General features: G+C 33.2%; 17 protein-coding genes. 12 read left to right on the forward strand and 5 right to left on the reverse strand.

All coding sequences use genetic code 11. From position 1 onward, the window contains the following. Positions 1–1,263 (forward strand): MFS transporter, encoded by a 1,263-nt coding sequence (locus AC9UFV_RS02035; protein ID WP_509572254.1) that lies wholly within the window; start codon positions 1–3, stop codon positions 1,261–1,263. Beyond that, a complete protein-coding gene (locus AC9UFV_RS02040; protein ID WP_509572256.1) occupies positions 1,247–1,723 on the forward strand; it encodes a DUF2062 domain-containing protein in 477 nt (158 codons plus the stop codon). Before AC9UFV_RS02035 ends, AC9UFV_RS02040 begins: the two co-directional genes overlap by 17 nt. Here AC9UFV_RS02040 and AC9UFV_RS02045 read toward each other — a convergent pair. The 4 genes from AC9UFV_RS02045 to AC9UFV_RS02060 form a co-directional block, all read right to left on the reverse strand. Continuing rightward, on the reverse strand, positions 1,669–2,430 hold the full coding sequence (locus AC9UFV_RS02045; protein ID WP_509572258.1) for a UDP-2,3-diacylglucosamine diphosphatase: 762 nt from the start codon (positions 2,428–2,430) through the stop codon (positions 1,669–1,671). The two genes, AC9UFV_RS02040 and AC9UFV_RS02045, sit on opposite strands and share 55 nt — an antisense overlap. A gap of 51 nt (positions 2,431–2,481) precedes the next feature. Next, on the reverse strand, positions 2,482–4,356 hold the full coding sequence (locus AC9UFV_RS02050; protein WP_509572260.1) for a M1 family metallopeptidase: 1,875 nt from the start codon (positions 4,354–4,356) through the stop codon (positions 2,482–2,484). Between the two features lie 86 nt (positions 4,357–4,442). Then, the gene (locus AC9UFV_RS02055; protein WP_509572262.1) at positions 4,443–6,062 is read right to left on the reverse strand and encodes a S8 family peptidase; all 1,620 of its coding nucleotides are present in this window, start codon (positions 6,060–6,062) and stop codon (positions 4,443–4,445) included. 67 nt (positions 6,063–6,129) lie between these two features. Continuing rightward, complete coding sequence (locus tag AC9UFV_RS02060) at positions 6,130–6,990, reverse strand: MBL fold metallo-hydrolase (RefSeq protein WP_509572264.1); 861 nt, start codon at positions 6,988–6,990, stop codon at positions 6,130–6,132. Between the two features lie 211 nt (positions 6,991–7,201). Between AC9UFV_RS02060 and AC9UFV_RS02065 the strand changes: the two genes are divergently transcribed. The 10 genes from AC9UFV_RS02065 to AC9UFV_RS02110 are packed head-to-tail and all read left to right on the forward strand — an operon-like array spanning position 7,202 to position 14,827. Next, positions 7,202–7,531 (forward strand): HesB/IscA family protein, encoded by a 330-nt coding sequence (locus AC9UFV_RS02065; protein ID WP_509572266.1) that lies wholly within the window; start codon positions 7,202–7,204, stop codon positions 7,529–7,531. 12 nt (positions 7,532–7,543) lie between these two features. After that, a complete protein-coding gene (gene sufB, locus AC9UFV_RS02070; RefSeq protein ID WP_509572268.1) occupies positions 7,544–8,992 on the forward strand; it encodes a Fe-S cluster assembly protein SufB in 1,449 nt (482 codons plus the stop codon). 31 nt (positions 8,993–9,023) lie between these two features. Beyond that, positions 9,024–9,770: a Fe-S cluster assembly ATPase SufC gene (sufC, locus tag AC9UFV_RS02075; RefSeq protein ID WP_509572269.1), complete on the forward strand. Its 747-nt coding sequence runs from the start codon at positions 9,024–9,026 to the stop codon at positions 9,768–9,770. A gap of 1 nt (position 9,771) precedes the next feature. Continuing rightward, on the forward strand, positions 9,772–11,088 hold the full coding sequence (sufD, locus tag AC9UFV_RS02080) for a Fe-S cluster assembly protein SufD (RefSeq protein ID WP_509572271.1): 1,317 nt from the start codon (positions 9,772–9,774) through the stop codon (positions 11,086–11,088). 36 nt (positions 11,089–11,124) lie between these two features. Then, positions 11,125–12,342: an aminotransferase class V-fold PLP-dependent enzyme gene (locus tag AC9UFV_RS02085; protein ID WP_509572273.1), complete on the forward strand. Its 1,218-nt coding sequence runs from the start codon at positions 11,125–11,127 to the stop codon at positions 12,340–12,342. 11 nt (positions 12,343–12,353) lie between these two features. After that, positions 12,354–12,806: a hypothetical protein gene (locus AC9UFV_RS02090; RefSeq protein ID WP_509572275.1), complete on the forward strand. Its 453-nt coding sequence runs from the start codon at positions 12,354–12,356 to the stop codon at positions 12,804–12,806. Beyond that, a complete protein-coding gene (locus tag AC9UFV_RS02095) occupies positions 12,803–13,222 on the forward strand; it encodes a SufE family protein (protein WP_509572277.1) in 420 nt (139 codons plus the stop codon). The genes AC9UFV_RS02090 and AC9UFV_RS02095 overlap by 4 nt, the downstream gene beginning before the upstream one ends. Before the next feature lie 11 nt (positions 13,223–13,233). Next, complete coding sequence (locus tag AC9UFV_RS02100) at positions 13,234–13,950, forward strand: hypothetical protein (protein WP_509572279.1); 717 nt, start codon at positions 13,234–13,236, stop codon at positions 13,948–13,950. Between the two features lie 26 nt (positions 13,951–13,976). After that, the gene (locus AC9UFV_RS02105) at positions 13,977–14,300 is read left to right on the forward strand and encodes an SUF system Fe-S cluster assembly protein (RefSeq protein WP_509572281.1); all 324 of its coding nucleotides are present in this window, start codon (positions 13,977–13,979) and stop codon (positions 14,298–14,300) included. 20 nt (positions 14,301–14,320) lie between these two features. Continuing rightward, positions 14,321–14,827: a DUF2480 family protein gene (locus AC9UFV_RS02110; protein WP_509572283.1), complete on the forward strand. Its 507-nt coding sequence runs from the start codon at positions 14,321–14,323 to the stop codon at positions 14,825–14,827. On the opposite strand, the gene hflX is transcribed toward AC9UFV_RS02110, so the two are convergent. Then, a complete protein-coding gene (gene hflX, locus AC9UFV_RS02115) occupies positions 14,828–16,057 on the reverse strand; it encodes a GTPase HflX (RefSeq protein WP_509572285.1) in 1,230 nt (409 codons plus the stop codon). Positions 16,058–16,229 lie beyond the last annotated feature (172 nt).

The following is a 16,229-nucleotide window of genomic DNA, read 5'->3' on the forward strand; positions in this document are numbered from 1 at the left end:
ATGGCAAAAAACGATCCTTATGCTGCGTTGAGAATAAGAGAATTTAATATTTTCTTGTTACTTCGTTTTATTATGGTTTTTTCCTGGTCAATGCAATTTATTGTAATCGAGTGGGAAGTTTATAGTTTGACGAAAAGCGCTCTTTCGCTTGGAATTGTAGGATTAATGGAAGTCGTTCCTGCTATTTTGATGGCTTTATTTGCCGGTCATTTTGTCGACCAGAATGAAAAAAAAGGTTTGCTATTGAAGTGCATAATTGGGTTTTTAATTATTAGTTTGGGTTTGTTTTTATTGACATGGGAACCATTTAGAGGCAATTTATCGGGCAAAACAATTTTATATTCCATATACTTTTTAGTGTTTCTTGGCGGAATAGTTCGAGCATTTTTAGGGCCTACTATTTTCTCGTTACTTTCATTAATTGTCCCAAAAAATCTTTATCCAAATGCTGCGACTTGGAGTAGCTCAGTATGGCAAATAAGTTCCGTTTTAGGGCCAGCAGTTGCTGGATTTTCTATAACTATAATTGGTGTTTCCGGATCGATGTTATCCGTTTTAGCGTGTTCCTTTTTAGCTTTAATTACATTAAGTCAAATAAGCACAAAGCCAATTTTAAATCCAAAAATTGGCGAACCCATAATGCAAAGTTTGAAAGAAGGAGTGAAATTTGTTTATAACAACAAAACCATTTTAGGCGCCATATCATTAGACATGGTTGCCGTTTTATTTGGTGGTGCAGTTGCATTATTACCAATTTACGCTCAAGATATTTTGAAAGTAGGACCCGAAGGATTTGGAGTTTTGCGAGCAGCACCTGCGTTAGGGGCCTTTGTTACGATGTTTATTTCTGCATATGTTCCATTGAATAAAAACGCTGGTATGAAGTTGTTATTTTCCATTTTTGCCTTTGGAATATGTATTATCGTTTTTGGAATTTCAACGTTATTTTGGTTATCAGTAATAGCATTATTTTTAAGTGGTGTAGTAGATGGAATTTCTGTGGTAATTCGACAAACTATCTTGCAACTGAAAACTCCCGATCACATGCGAGGACGAGTTTCGGCCGTGAATTCAATTTTCGTGGGTTCTTCCAACGAACTTGGCGCCTTTGAAAGCGGATTGACCGCGAAGCTAATGGGAACAGTAACTTCGGTAGTTTTTGGCGGTACAATGACGTTAATTATTGTTGTTTTTACCGGCTTTGCTTCCCCAACATTTAGAAAATTAGACTTGCAAAAAGACATCGATGAAAACGAGCAGTAATTGGAATTTTCGCGCTATAAAATCAAAAACAGTTGCGCTTTTTAAACAAGGTCTAACCCCAATTCAATTAATGCAAAGTATTCTCGTTTCGGTATTAATCTCAATTATTCCAATTCTTGGAGTAACTACTATTTTATTAACGGCGCTTTCTTTAAAAAGAAAACTAAATTTACCAATAATGATTGCCATAAGCTACATGATGTGGCCTATACAAATTATAATGATTATTCCTTTTATAAATATAGGAGAATTTATTTTTTCAGTCCCGCAATCCAATCATTCCGTTCAGGAAATTATTGCTTCATTTCAGGAGCGTTTTTTTGGGACCCTTTCCGATCTTTCTTTGGAGTTGCTTTGTGGTTTTGGAGGATGGTTGTTAACAGCAGTTCCTATATTTTCTTTAGTTTATTTGGTTTCAAATTTCTTAATTTCAAAATTTTCCCCATCGAAAACGCCGTAGGTAAAATAACTTATCCAATCCCCTAAATTTACGTATTCGGAGTTTTCACCAACGTTAATTTTCATAGGTAAATGACGATGGCCAAAAACCAAATAATTGTAGTGTTTTGTTTCTAATTTTCTTTTTGCGTAAAGCACCAACCATTCGTTTTCCTCTCCTAAAAATTTTACATCTTCATCACCAGAAATCAGTTTGTTTTTTACCGATAAATATTGACCCAATTTTATACCAATATCAGGATGAATCCATCGAAATAGTGCTTTCGAGAAGGAATTGGTAAAAACGCGTTTCATTCTTTTGTAACCTTTATCGCCAGGTCCTTTTCCGTCTCCATGTCCAATTAGGAAAGTTTTATTGTTAAAAGTAAATTCTTTATTATCGCGGTAAACAGGGATATTAAGCTCTTTTTCAAAGTAATCGCTCATCCATAAATCATGGTTTCCAACAAAAAAATAGATTGGGATTCCGCTGTCGCGAATTTCAGCAAGTTTACCTAAAACTCGAACAAACCCTTTAGGGACAACGGTTTTATATTCAAACCAAAAATCGAATAAATCTCCTAATAAAAATAAAGCTTCCGCATCCACTTTAATTTCGTCTAGCCAAGCCACAAATTTTTGTTCTCTAGGAAAACTCAATTCCGCAGTTGGCGCGCCAAAATGTTGGTCGGATGCAAAGTAGATTTTTTTGTTTGAAGATAGTTGCATGTTGGTTATTTGAAATCAAAGATATAAAATGCTAAACAAATAGGGATATTTTTATTTCAATTCATAAACGTTGTTGTCTTTTTTGACATCAGCCATAAAGCCACTTGGGTCAATTGTGATTTTTTTAATACTGGCTTTAGTAGTTGGAATCTTAAATTGATAGTTTGGATTTCCCCAAGCCCAATCGTTCAAAATCGTTCTTTTCATTGAGGGATTTGGATTGTCTTTTACAAAACTCATCATACGTAATGGCACATAAAAAGTTTCTTTTGATCCATCTAAATATTCTACCTCAAGGTCTATTGGCATTGGCATTCTACCTATTCTTTCCAAATTAATTATAGTTTTATCACCTTCTTCATTCACTGATTTTATTCCGTAATCAATGGTATTTGTTGTAAGCGTCCAATCGGTCAAATACCAATCCAATTCTGCGCCCGAAACTCGTTCTGCCGTTCTTTTAATGTCATTTGGTGTAGGATGTTTGAACTTGAATTCGGAATAATAACGCTTCAATGTTTTGTATAAATTTTCCTTTCCAATGAGGTAATGAAGTTGTGCCAAGAAAACTTCGCCTTTACTGTAGGAGGTAATGCTGTAAACTCTGTTTTCATCATATCGATCAGCATGAGTTCCTTGCGGTTGTTCCTTACCAGAATTGGCCATGTTTATATAGCTTTTATAGCTTCCTTCAAATGGGTTTTCCGATTTCTTTTCAGCCAATTCGTTCATTCCTAAATCTTCTATAAATGAAGTAAATCCTTCGTCCATCCATCCGTGTTTGCTTTCATTGGAAGCCAATATGTGTTGGAACCACGAGTGACCCATTTCATGTGCAATAACACCAAGAAGTCCGTCATACGTGCCTTCACCCAAAATTAAAGTACACATTGCATATTCCATTCCGCCATCGCCTCCTTGAATTACTGAATATTGTTCATAAGGATATTCACCAACTGTAGCATTATAAAACTGCATTAATTCAACCGTTTTTGATTGCACTTTTTTCCAGTTTTCAATAATTTTAGGATTGTTTTTATACAAAAAATGTAAAGTCGCTCCACCGGGAACTTGAGCGATGTCGTGAAGATAATTTTTGTCAGCCGCCCAAGTAAAATCGTGCACATTTGGCGCTATAAAATGCCAAGTTAGGGTTTTTGTTTTCTTTGGGTAAACCACATTTATTCCTGCATCTTGATAGCCGTGACCAATTTCGTTTTTGTGTTGTAAATACCCAGAACCTCCTAAAACATAGTTCTTATCAATAGTGATTTTTACATCAAAATTTCCCCAAACTCCGTGAAATTCTCTAGCAATGTAAGGGTCTGCATGCCATCCTTCAAAATCAAATTCTGCAATTTTTGGATACCATTGTGCCATTGAAAGTTCAACACCTTCTTTATTATTTCGACCTGAACGACGTATTTGAACTGGCACTTGTCCTTCAAAATCTAATGAAAATGTTGTTTTTTCTCCAGGCAATAAGGCTTTCGCCAATGTTACTTCTAGAATTGTTTCGACTTCTTTTGCAACAGCAGCAACACCATCTTGTTTAAAATTAGAAACATGTAAAAATCCAATTTCATTTGGTTTTAAGCTTTTTATCCTGCTTTCTTTTACTTCTTTGTCACCCACTTTAACCTTGGTTACCATTCTAGCATCGGGATCTTTGATGTTTTGCAATCTCATATCCATTTCGCTGCTTGGCTGAAAAGCGTTATTGTACAAATGATAATATACTTTTTTTAACGTATCATTTGAATTATTGGTGTAAACTAATTCTTGCTTCCCTTTGTAAAAATAGGTTTTTACATCCATGGAAACTTCCATTTTGTAATCTACTTTTTGTTGCCAATAGTTAGTATTTTGAGAAACGATATTCCCAATATTCATAATAATTAGGGAAAGCACAAAGAATTTTTTCATAAGGGACTAATGATATTAATATTAAAAAATAAGCTTGCCGAAATATATAAAATCCCTGCAAGCTTATTGATAAGTTGGATTATTTTTTATCCTTTAATTTTTACTGGAGCTGGTTTTTTAGCTAATTTTTCAGCCATAACCATTGCATTATATGCGTTTACCATTCTTCCTGATTTTGATAATTCAGAAAATAGGCGGCTTTTTTCTGGATCTCCTCCAACGGCTACACTTGTTGTAATTGCTGTTCCAGATTCCATTAAAATGTGTTTTACTTGTTTAGCAGTTAACGTTGGATAATAAGAACGAATTAAAGCTGCTACTCCAGCAACATTAGGCGCTGCCATTGAAGTACCTTGTAAAAATTGGTAAGTATTATTTGGCGTTGAAGCATAAATTTTAACCCCTGGAGCAAATACATCTACATTTAGTTTTCCGTAATTAGAAAAATCGGCAACTACATTTGTACCATATTCATAGTTTAAAGCGCCAACCGTAATCATATTGTCTGCAAACTCGTTTACTTTATCGTCAGAATCATTTGGAAAATTATCTTCTTTATCGATATCTTTTGCATCGTTTCCAGCTGCGTGAACTATAAGTACATCTTTAGATTCTGCATATTTAATTGCATCGTAAACCCATTGTTTATGAGGAGAAAATGCTTTTCCGAAACTTCCGTTAATCACTTTAGCACCGTTATCAACCGCATAACGAATTCCTAGTGCAATATCTTTATCATATTCATCTCCATCAGGAACTGCACGAACAGTAAGAATTTGAACATTATTTGCAATTCCGTCACCACCAAATTTGTTATTTCTCACTTGAGCTACAATTCCGGCAACGTGCGTTCCGTGAAGAATTTCTTCTTTGTCTGGCCCCATAACATTATTGTCACCGTATTTCGTGTCTTTAATATTATCAGGATCGTCACCTAATATTTTTCTATAATTGGTTTTCAAATTTTCACCGCTTTGAATTTTAATGTAAGATTCTAGTTCTTTTTCAATTTCTTTTTTCAAATCGGCTACACTTAATCCATAAGCAAGCATTTGTTTCATTATAGCTACACTTTGAAGTACTTCTTGATCGTTAGACTCAATTTTATCTAATTCTTCAGCAGTATAGGTTGGTTTTCCTAATAATTTTGTTAATGTTTCATCTGCTTTTTTAGTTCCATTTAATGCAAGTTCAATTTGAAATTTCGTTTGATTTGCCTCTTCAATTTTCCCGTCATTAATTGCTTTTGCTTTTAAATAAGTAGCTTCATCAACTAATTTTTTGTTATTGATAATTCTCTCGTATTCGTAATTTTCTTTGGTAATATTTCCTAAAAAATTCCATCCATAAATATCATCCACATAACCATTTTTATCGTCATCAATTTTATTACCTGGGATTTCTTTTTTGTTAGTCCAAATCACCGATTTTAAATCTTCGTGTTCAATATCTACTCCAGAATCCACAATTCCAACAATAACTGGAGTTGAATTTTTTCCTTTTAATAATTCAGAATATACTTTGTCAACGCTCATTCCAGGAATACTGTCTTTCACTAAATCCAGATGGCTCCATCTTTTTAGTTCATTTTCAGTTAAAGCTCCTTTTTTTGCTACAGCAACTTTTTCCGTCGATTGTGCATTTGCTGAAAACGACAAGGTTAATGCGGCAATTAGCGATAAATAAGTTAATTTAATTAATTTCATGTTGGTTTTGTTAAAATTATGATTCAAAAATACTTTAAGATATTCAAATTTACGATATTGATTAACACTATTTTAAGATGTCATTACAAGAAAATACTTCTTTTAATCGAACCCCCTTTTCGGTTTTTTCGACTGTTATTATTTCATTGTGAGCATCGTGTTCCAAGAATAAATAATAATTATTCTCAGCTGCAGCATTCATAAATTTCGCCTTTTCGTCCAATGTTAACAGCGGTCTTGTGTCGTATCCCATTACATATGGAATCGGAATGTGCCCGGCTGTAGCCAATAAATCAGCGCAAAAAACAATCGTTTTATCCTGGAATTTTATGTGCGGAATCATCTGTTTTTCAGTATGACCATCGGCAAAGAAAATGCCAAATCCAAGTTCAGAATTTTCTAGAAAATCACTGTTTGGTTTTTGAATAAAATTCAAATGACCGCTTTCTTGAATAGGGATGATATTTTCATGCAAAAACGAAGCTTTTTCCCTAGAATTTGGCTTTGTAGCCCATTCCCAATGGTTTTCATTAGTCCAGTATTTTGCATTTTTAAATGCAATTTCATAACCCGTTTTGCCGGAATTCCAATTCACACTTCCACCACAATGATCGAAATGCAAGTGCGTCATGAAAACATCGGTAATATCCTCTCGGTGAAATCCATATTTTGCCAAAGATTTATCAATAGAATGCGTTCCCCAAAGGGAATAATAGCTAAAAAACTTCTCCGATTGCTTGTTTCCCATTCCAGTATCAATCAAAATTAAGCGATTGCCTTCCTCAATTAATAAACACCTTGCGGCAATATCAATTAGGTTATTTTCATCGGCAGGATTGGTTTTATTCCAAATGGTTTTTGGGACAACGCCAAACATAGCGCCGCCATCCAACTTAAAATTTCCAGCTTCAATGGGATATAATTTCATGATTTATGATCTTTAATTTAATTTGTGTTGCAATTTATGAAATATCAATGGCTTTATTCCGATGAAATTCTATTTTTATATTTAATAATTCGTTAAAAAGTATTGAAGTAATTGGAGAAAAACATTTTATTGTAATATCTTTGCCCTTTATTTAGACAAAATCAAAATAAGGAATTTTCCTAGGGTTTAATTTTCAAAATAAATCAATAAAATGATACAAGTTTCAGATACAGCGAGTAAAAAAATTGTCGACATGATGAAAGACGACGGTTTTGACGCAGCCGTTGATTATGTTCGTGTTGGCGTTAAAAGTGGCGGTTGCTCAGGATTATCATATGAATTAAAATTTGATAAAGAAATTGGAGAAACCGACAAAGTTTTTGAATTAAATAACGTTCGAATTGCAGTTGAAAAAAAATCGTTTTTGTATTTAGCAGGAACTATTTTAGAATTTTCAGGCGGATTAAACGGCAAAGGATTTGTATTTAATAATCCAAACGCAAGTAGAACTTGTGGTTGTGGGGAATCTTTCTCGCTATAAATATTAAATTAAATGAGTAAATATACCGAAGACGATTTAAAAATCGAGCTCGAAACCAAGGAATACGAGTACGGATTTTACACCGATTTAAAATCGGAGACTTTCCCAATTGGTTTAAATGAAGACATTGTTCGCGCCATTTCTTTGAAAAAAGAGGAGCCAGAATGGATGACCAACTGGCGTATTGAAGCCTTTCGTGCTTGGCAAGAAATGATCGAACCAGAATGGGCAAATGTAAATTATCCAAAACCCGATTTTCAAGCTATTTCTTATTATTCTGCTCCAAAAGCAGTCGATCCTAATAAAACATTAGACGATGTAGATCCTGAACTTTTGGAAATGTATAAAAAGTTAGGAATTTCTATCGATGAACAAAAAAAGTTGAACAATGTAGCCATGGATATTGTGGTTGATTCTGTTTCTGTTGCAACTACATTCAAGAAAACATTGGCTGAAAAAGGAATTATTTTCATGAGTATTTCTGAAGCAATTCGAGAATATCCAGAATTAGTTCAAAAATATCTAGGGACCGTTGTGCCTCAAAAAGACAACTTTTATGCGGCTTTAAACTCAGCTGTTTTCTCAGATGGATCGTTTTGTTATATTCCAAAGGGTGTAAAATGTCCAATGGAACTTTCAACCTATTTCAGAATCAATCAAGCGGGAACGGGGCAATTCGAAAGAACACTTTTAATAGCTGACGAAGGTAGTTACGTATCTTATTTAGAAGGATGTACAGCACCAAGTCGTGATGAAAACCAATTGCACGCAGCGGTTGTAGAATTAATTGCCTTGGAAGATGCTGAAATAAAATATTCTACCGTTCAAAACTGGTATCCAGGGAATAAAGAAGGAAAAGGTGGAGTTTTCAATTTTGTAACTAAAAGAGGAATCTGCGAGAAAAACGCAAAAATATCTTGGACTCAAGTTGAAACAGGATCTGCAGTAACTTGGAAATATCCTTCGGTGGTTCTAAAAGGGGATAGTTCTGTTGGTGAATTTTATTCGATAGCAGTAACCAATAATTTCCAACAAGCCGATACAGGAACGAAAATGATTCATATTGGTAAAAACACTAAATCAACAATTATATCAAAAGGGATATCTGCTGGAAAATCACAAAATAGTTACAGAGGTTTAGTAAAAATTGGCCCAGGAGCTGAAAATGCTAGAAATTTCTCGCAATGCGATTCGTTATTAATGGGTAATAATTGCGGAGCACACACATTTCCTTATATCGAAAGTAAAAATACCTCTGCAAAAGTAGAGCATGAAGCAACGACCAGTAAAATTGGCGAAGACCAAGTTTTTTATTGCAACCAACGCGGAATTCCAACCGAAAAAGCCATAGCATTAATTGTAAATGGTTTCAGTAAAGACGTTTTGAATAAGTTGCCAATGGAATTTGCAGTTGAAGCGCAGAAGTTGTTAGAGATTAGTTTAGAAGGAAGTGTTGGGTAATAATTAATAAAGTATAAAAACACATTAGAAAATGTTATCAATAAAAAATTTACACGCATCAATAGGTGATAAAGAAATATTAAAAGGAATAAACCTTGAAGTGAAAGCGGGAGAAATCCATGCAATAATGGGTCCAAACGGAGCTGGTAAAAGTACACTTTCGGCAATTATTGCAGGAAATGAAAACTATGAAGTTACCGAAGGAGAAATCTTTTTAGAAGGCGAAGATATAGCGGATTTAGCTCCTGAAGAAAGAGCTCATAAAGGCGTTTTCTTGTCTTTTCAATATCCTGTTGAAATCCCTGGAGTTTCAGTAACCAATTTCATTAGAACATCAATTAATGAAACTAGAAAAGCAAATAATTTAGAGGAAATGCCCGCTAATGAAATGCTAAAAGTGATTCGTGAAAAATCGGAATTACTGGAAATAGATCGAAAATTTTTGTCTCGTTCTTTAAACGAAGGATTTTCTGGGGGAGAGAAAAAGAGAAATGAGATTTTCCAAATGGCCATGTTAGATCCTAAATTGGCGATACTTGACGAAACAGATTCAGGATTGGATATTGACGCGCTTCGTATTGTTGCCAACGGAGTAAATAAACTGAAAAGCGATAAGAATGCTATCATCGTAATCACGCATTACCAAAGACTTTTAGATTATATTGTACCTGATTTTGTTCATGTTTTATACAATGGAAAAATCGTGAAATCTGGCGATGCTTCATTGGCATTAGAATTAGAAGAAAAAGGTTACGATTGGATTAAAGCGCAAAACTAAAATGGAATTAAAAGAAAAATTAGTATCGTCTTTTATGGCATTTGAAGAGCGAATTGATGTGAATTCAGATTTACATGAAGTTCGAACTTCGGCAATAAAAAACTTTGAAAATAAAGGTTTCCCTACAAAAAAAGAGGAAGCTTGGAAATACACGTCTTTGAATTCGGTTTTGAAAAATGATTTTTCTGTTTTTCCAAAAAACGAAAATAATATTGAGTTTGCCGATGTAAAAAAATATTTCATTCACGAAATTGACACTTATAAAGTAGTATTTATTGATGGCGTATTTAGTTCGTTTTTATCTTCTACAACCCACGACGGAATTGACGTTTGCTTGATGTCATCTGCTTTAAATAAGCCGAAATACAAAATGGTAATTGATAATTATTTCAACAAAATTGCCAATTTAGACGAAACGTTGACTTCTTTAAATACGGCTTTCGCCAATGAAGGCGCGTATATCAATATTCCAAAAAGTAAAGTCGTTGACAAGCCAATTGAAATCATGTATTTCTCCACAGGAAGCGAAGCAGCACTTTTGGTTCAACCAAGAAATTTGGTTGTGGTTGGAGAAAATTCTCATGTTCAAATAATTGAAAGACATCAAAGTTTGAATGAAAATCCCGTATTAACGAATTCGGTGACCGAGATTTTCGCACAAAAAAGAGCTATCGTAGATTACTATAAAATCCAAAATGATAATTTGGAGGCCAATCTAATTGACAATACCTATGTTTCTCAAAAACAAGAAACCAATGTTTCTGTAAATACGTTTTCATTTGGTGGAAACCTAACCAGAAACAATTTGAATTTCTATCATTTCGGAGAACGAATTGTTAGTAATTTAAATGGGATCACGATTATTGGCGATAAGCAACACGTGGATCATTATACTTTGGTACAACACTCTTCACCAAATTGTGAAAGTCATCAAGATTATAAAGGGATTTTTTCAGATCGTTCCACAGGGGTTTTTAATGGGAAGATTTATGTAGAAAAGGAAGCTCAAAAAACCAACGCATTTCAAAAAAGTAATAATATTTTATTGAGTGATAAAGCCACAATTAATGCCAAACCACAATTGGAAATTTTTGCAGACGATGTAAAATGTTCGCATGGTTGCACGATTGGACAATTGGACGAAACGGCAATGTTTTATATGCAACAACGTGGGATTCCAAAGAAAGAAGCCAAAGCATTATTGATGTATGCCTTTTCAAATGCTGTGATTGAGAGCATCAAAATTCCAGAATTGAAACAACGAATCACAAAGATTATTGCTACAAAATTAGGAGTGAAATTGGGATTCGACTTGTAATTTTTTAATGTCATTTGACTTAAATAAAAAAATAAAATGAGTTTTAATATTGATATTATTCGTGCCGATTTTCCTATTCTTTCTCAAAAGGTAAATGGGAAACCATTAGTCTATTTTGACAATGGCGCAACCTCGCAAAAACCTCAGGTTGTGATTGATGCGATTTCAAAATATTATCAAGAAATTAATGCCAATATTCACCGTGGGGTTCATACATTAAGTCAACTAGCAACAGATGCTTATGAAGCTTCAAGAGGGAAAATCCAAAACCATATAAATGCAAAATTCGCTCATGAGGTTCTTTTTACTTCTGGAACAACGCACGGAATTAATCTGGTGGCTAATGGTTTTGCGTCCTTTTTGAAACCGGGGGATGAGGTTTTGGTTTCGGCATTGGAACACCATTCAAATATTGTTCCTTGGCAAATGTTGTGCGAAAAAACAGGCGCTATTTTGCGAGTGATTCCAATGGATGAAAATGGCGAATTGATCCTTTCAGAATTTGACAAATTACTTTCCAATGAAACAAAAATTGTAACTGTAAACCATATTTCTAACGCTTTGGGAACCCTCAATCCAATAAAATACATGATTGATAAAGCACACGAATTTGGAGCTGTAATTTTAATCGACGGGGCGCAAGCAGTTCCCCATTTGAAACCAGATGTTCAAGAATTAGATTGTGATTTTTATGTGTTTTCAGGGCATAAAATTTGTGGTCCAACAGGAACTGGAATTTTATATGGAAAAGAAGATTGGCTGAATAAATTACCGCCTTATCAAGGGGGAGGGGAAATGATAAAAGAGGTGACTTTCGAGAAAACTACCTATGCCGAATTGCCACATAAGTTTGAAGCAGGTACACCCAATATTGCTGGAGGAATTGTACTTGGAACAGCTATAGATTATATGAATCAAGTAGGTTTTGATAACATACAAGTTCAAGAAAAAGAATTGTTAGAATACGGTACAAAACGATTATTAGAAATTGAAGGCTTGAAAATTTATGGCACTTCAAAAGATAAAACATCAGTTATTTCTTTTAATATTGAGGGCATCCATCCGTATGATATTGGAACCATTATTGACAAATTAGGAATCGCAGTTCGAACCGGCCATCATTGCGCTCAGCCGATTATGAATTTTTTCAATATTCCGGGAACCATTCGTGCCTCATTTGCATTTTACAATACTAAAGAAGAAATTGATATCTTTGTTGAAGCCCTAAAAAGAGCTAAATTAATGCTTTCGTAAATACATTTTAAATGAGAATAGTATCTTTATTATCAGTATTAGTATTTGTTTTAGGAAGTTGCAATAGCCAGAAAAGCGCTATTGGAACCAGTATTGAAATGAAAGAAATTGAAATTCAATACGAAGCAAATACAAGAGGTTTTTACAATAAATTGGTATTAAAAAACGCAACCATTTCTTCAACAAATGATAGAGATGGTAAAGAAAATCCTATTGTTCAAAAAGTTTCTGATGCCGATTGGATTGCTTTAAGTTATGAAATTAATAAAGTAGATTTCGATAATTTATCGAATCTTAAAGCGCCAACAGAAAAGCGATTTTATGACGGAGCAGCAATAGCCAATTTAAAGATAATTTATAAAGGGAAAATTTATCAAACTTCCGATTTTGATCATGGGTTTCCACCAATGCAAATAAAAAGAGTAGTTGAAATTGTGAATTTATTATTTAAACCTGAAGAATGACAATTACAGAAATACAAGACCAAATAGTAGATGAATTTTCTATGTTTGACGATTGGATGGAGCGCTACGAATACATTATTGAGTTAGGAAAAAAATTGCCTTTAATAAATGCTGAATTTAAAACTGACGATAATATTATCAAGGGATGTCAATCTAAAGTTTGGTTAAAAGGAGAACAAAATGACGATTTAATTGTTTTTACCGCTGATAGTGATGCAATTTTAACCAAAGGAATTATTGCGATATTAATCCGAGCATTCTCCAATCAAAAAGCCGCAGATATTTTAGCTGCCGACATGGGTTTTATTGATGAAATCGGATTGAAAGAACACTTATCGCCAACGAGAGCTAATGGTTTGGTTTCAATGATAAAAAATATTAAAATGTATGCTTTGGCATTTGAGTCAAAAAATTAAAGTTTTTTAGTATGAAAACAATATTTTTATATGTGTTATTTTTATATTGCAATATTGTTTTCCCTCAAACAGCATCGTCAGAAATCTATTCAAAAATAAAATTTGTTTATGAGCAAAAATCAAATTTTTATATTGAAAATGATCAACTTTATGTCGACACATTACTATTGAAAATGGAATTTCCGAATTTAAAATTTTCAAAAATAGTAAACCCACAGGATTCTACAAAAATTGTTGGATTAGTTAACTTGAAAAGCCTAAGATCCGATGACAATAGAAAATTAGGTGGAATAATATATCATTCAACCCATATGATAGAAGGGAATTATGATAAAATAGAGCAAAAAACAAAATTATCTTATGTAAGAGCAAATTCTGCTTCAAACGCAATTTTAAAAAGATATTTTAAAGATTATTATTCTTCTTTTAGTTTTAATGTTATCGTTGATTATTTAAAAAATAAAATCTATACTAATTACCCAAGTGTAAATTATGAAGAAACGTTTGAATCAAAAATGAATAAAATTACTTTTTTAAATGATGAAAAGACAGTAGGCATTTATTCATTTGAAAACAAAAAAGGTATTAACACCAATGAAATTATATTAAATAAAAAACATAGTAATAAAATTACTCCTCGTATTATATTTTCAAATAATGATTTTGCAGTTAATAAAATTACATCTCTACTAGATACAATTACATTAATATCAGTTACTTATGAATAGTATAAATATAAATAACATTAAATAATATGGAAGAATTTAACGATACAATCAACTTAGGAGATAACGTAGTAAAAAAATTAAAGGGCATTTACGACCCTGAAATCCCAGTTGATATTTACGAATTGGGACTTATCTACGATGTGATGATTAACGAAGAAAATGAAGTTAAAATATTAATGACATTAACTTCGCCAAACTGCCCAGTTGCTGAATCTTTGCCTCGTGAAGTGGAAGAAAAAGTGCAAACAATTGAAGAGGTAAAATCTTGTGAAGTTGAAATCACATTTGATCCGCCATGGAGCAAAGATTTAATGAGTGAGGAAGCAAAATTAGAATTAGGAATGCTTTAAAATCAATTTAAAGTAATTATATGGACGAAATCATAAATAAAGTTGCCAATAGTTCACTAGAGGTTTTTGATTTGGAGGACTATTATCCGAATGGTATTCGTACACAAATCGATATTTCGCAATGGCTTTCAGATGGATTTATTTTGAAAGAAAAAGATTTTCGCGAGCATCTAATACAACACGATTGGACAAAATATCAAGATCATTTTGTTGCTGTTTTTTGTAGTACCGATGCTATTCTTCCTGCTTGGGCTAAAGTTTTGGTTACCATTCATTTAGCGCCATTTGCAAAAAAAATTGTTGATGGGAATTTAGAAGATTTAGACACTTTATTATACCAAGAAATTCTTTCAAAATTTGATTACTCCAAATATGAAAACAAGTCGGTAATTATAAAAGGATGTTCTAAAAAGCCAGTTCCAAATAGTGCTTATGTAGCCGCAGCTCAATATTTACAAACTTTCGCAAAAAGCATAATGTATGGCGAAGCTTGTTCGGCAGTTCCATTATACAAGAAAAAGAACTAATTAGTCTTCTTCTTTTTCGATTGCGTCTTTAAAATCAGGATATAGAAATTTATTGTAAGGGAATCTTGAAATGTGAATTTCTCGAACTGCTTCATAAACACGTTCTCTAAATTCTTCAAAATTTTCTTTATTGGTTGCCGAAATAAAAATCGCTTTTTCCCTACCTACATTGTTCATCCAGGTGGTTTTCCATTCTTCTAAAGTGTAATGTTTTCTAGTTTTTTCGGTAATTAAATCGTCCTCATCAATGGTTAAATGTTTGAAAGCGTCAATTTTATTAAACACCATTAAGGTTGTTTTATTATTGCTTTTTATGTCTGCCAATGTTTGATTTACCGACTCAATATGATCTTCAAAATCAGGATGAGAAATATCTACTACATGTAAAAGTAAGTCGGCTTCACGAACTTCATCAAGTGTGCTTTTAAACGAATCTACCAATTGCGTTGGAAGTTTTCGAATAAATCCAACAGTATCAGATAGCAGGAAAGGCAAGTTTTTAATAACCACTTTTCTCACTGTTGTATCTAAAGTTGCAAACAATTTATTTTCTACAAAGACATCACTTTTTCCTACCACGTTCATTAAAGTTGACTTACCGACATTGGTATAACCAACTAATGCTACACGAACCATGGCACCACGATTACTTCTTTGAACCCCCATTTGCTTGTCGATAGTTTTTATTTTTTCTTTCAGTAAAGCAATTCTATCTCGAACAATTCGGCGGTCAGTTTCAATTTCGGTTTCACCTGGGCCACGCATTCCGATTCCTCCTTTTTGACGTTCTAAGTGCGTCCACATTCCTGATAATCTTGGAAGTAAGTATTGGCATTGTGCTAATTCAACTTGAGTTCTTGCATAAGAAGTTTCTGCTCTTTGGGCAAATATGTCTAAAATAAGGTGAGTTCGATCAAGAATTTTGCATGCTATTATTCTAGAAATATTTTTTTGTTGAGATGGAGAAAGTTCATCGTCGAAAATCACTGTAGAAATATCATTTTCGATTACAAAATGGTTTATTTCATCAATTTTTCCAGTTCCAACAAAAGTTTTTGGATTGGGGCGCTCCATTTTTTGTGAAAATCTTTTAACGACTTCCCCTCCAGCTGTATAGGTTAAAAAAGCCAACTCATCAAGGTACTCATTTAATTTTTCTTCGTCCTGTTTCTGAGTTATAATACCAACTATTACTGTTTTTTCGATCTTTTTAGTTTCTTTCTCTAGCATATCAAAATATATAATGCAAAGCTAATTTATTTGCATGAAAAATCCAGATTTACTGACTTTTAATTAATAAATTTTAAAAATCATTAGTTAAAAATCCAATTAAAAGTTATTTTTTAAAATTTTTTGTTAAATTTGGAAGCTAAATTGCATATTAAATTACCTATTATAATCT

Origin of the sequence: Flavobacterium sp. (genome assembly GCF_044349645.1) — a bacterium.
In the GTDB taxonomy this organism is placed as follows: domain Bacteria; phylum Bacteroidota; class Bacteroidia; order Flavobacteriales; family Flavobacteriaceae; genus Flavobacterium.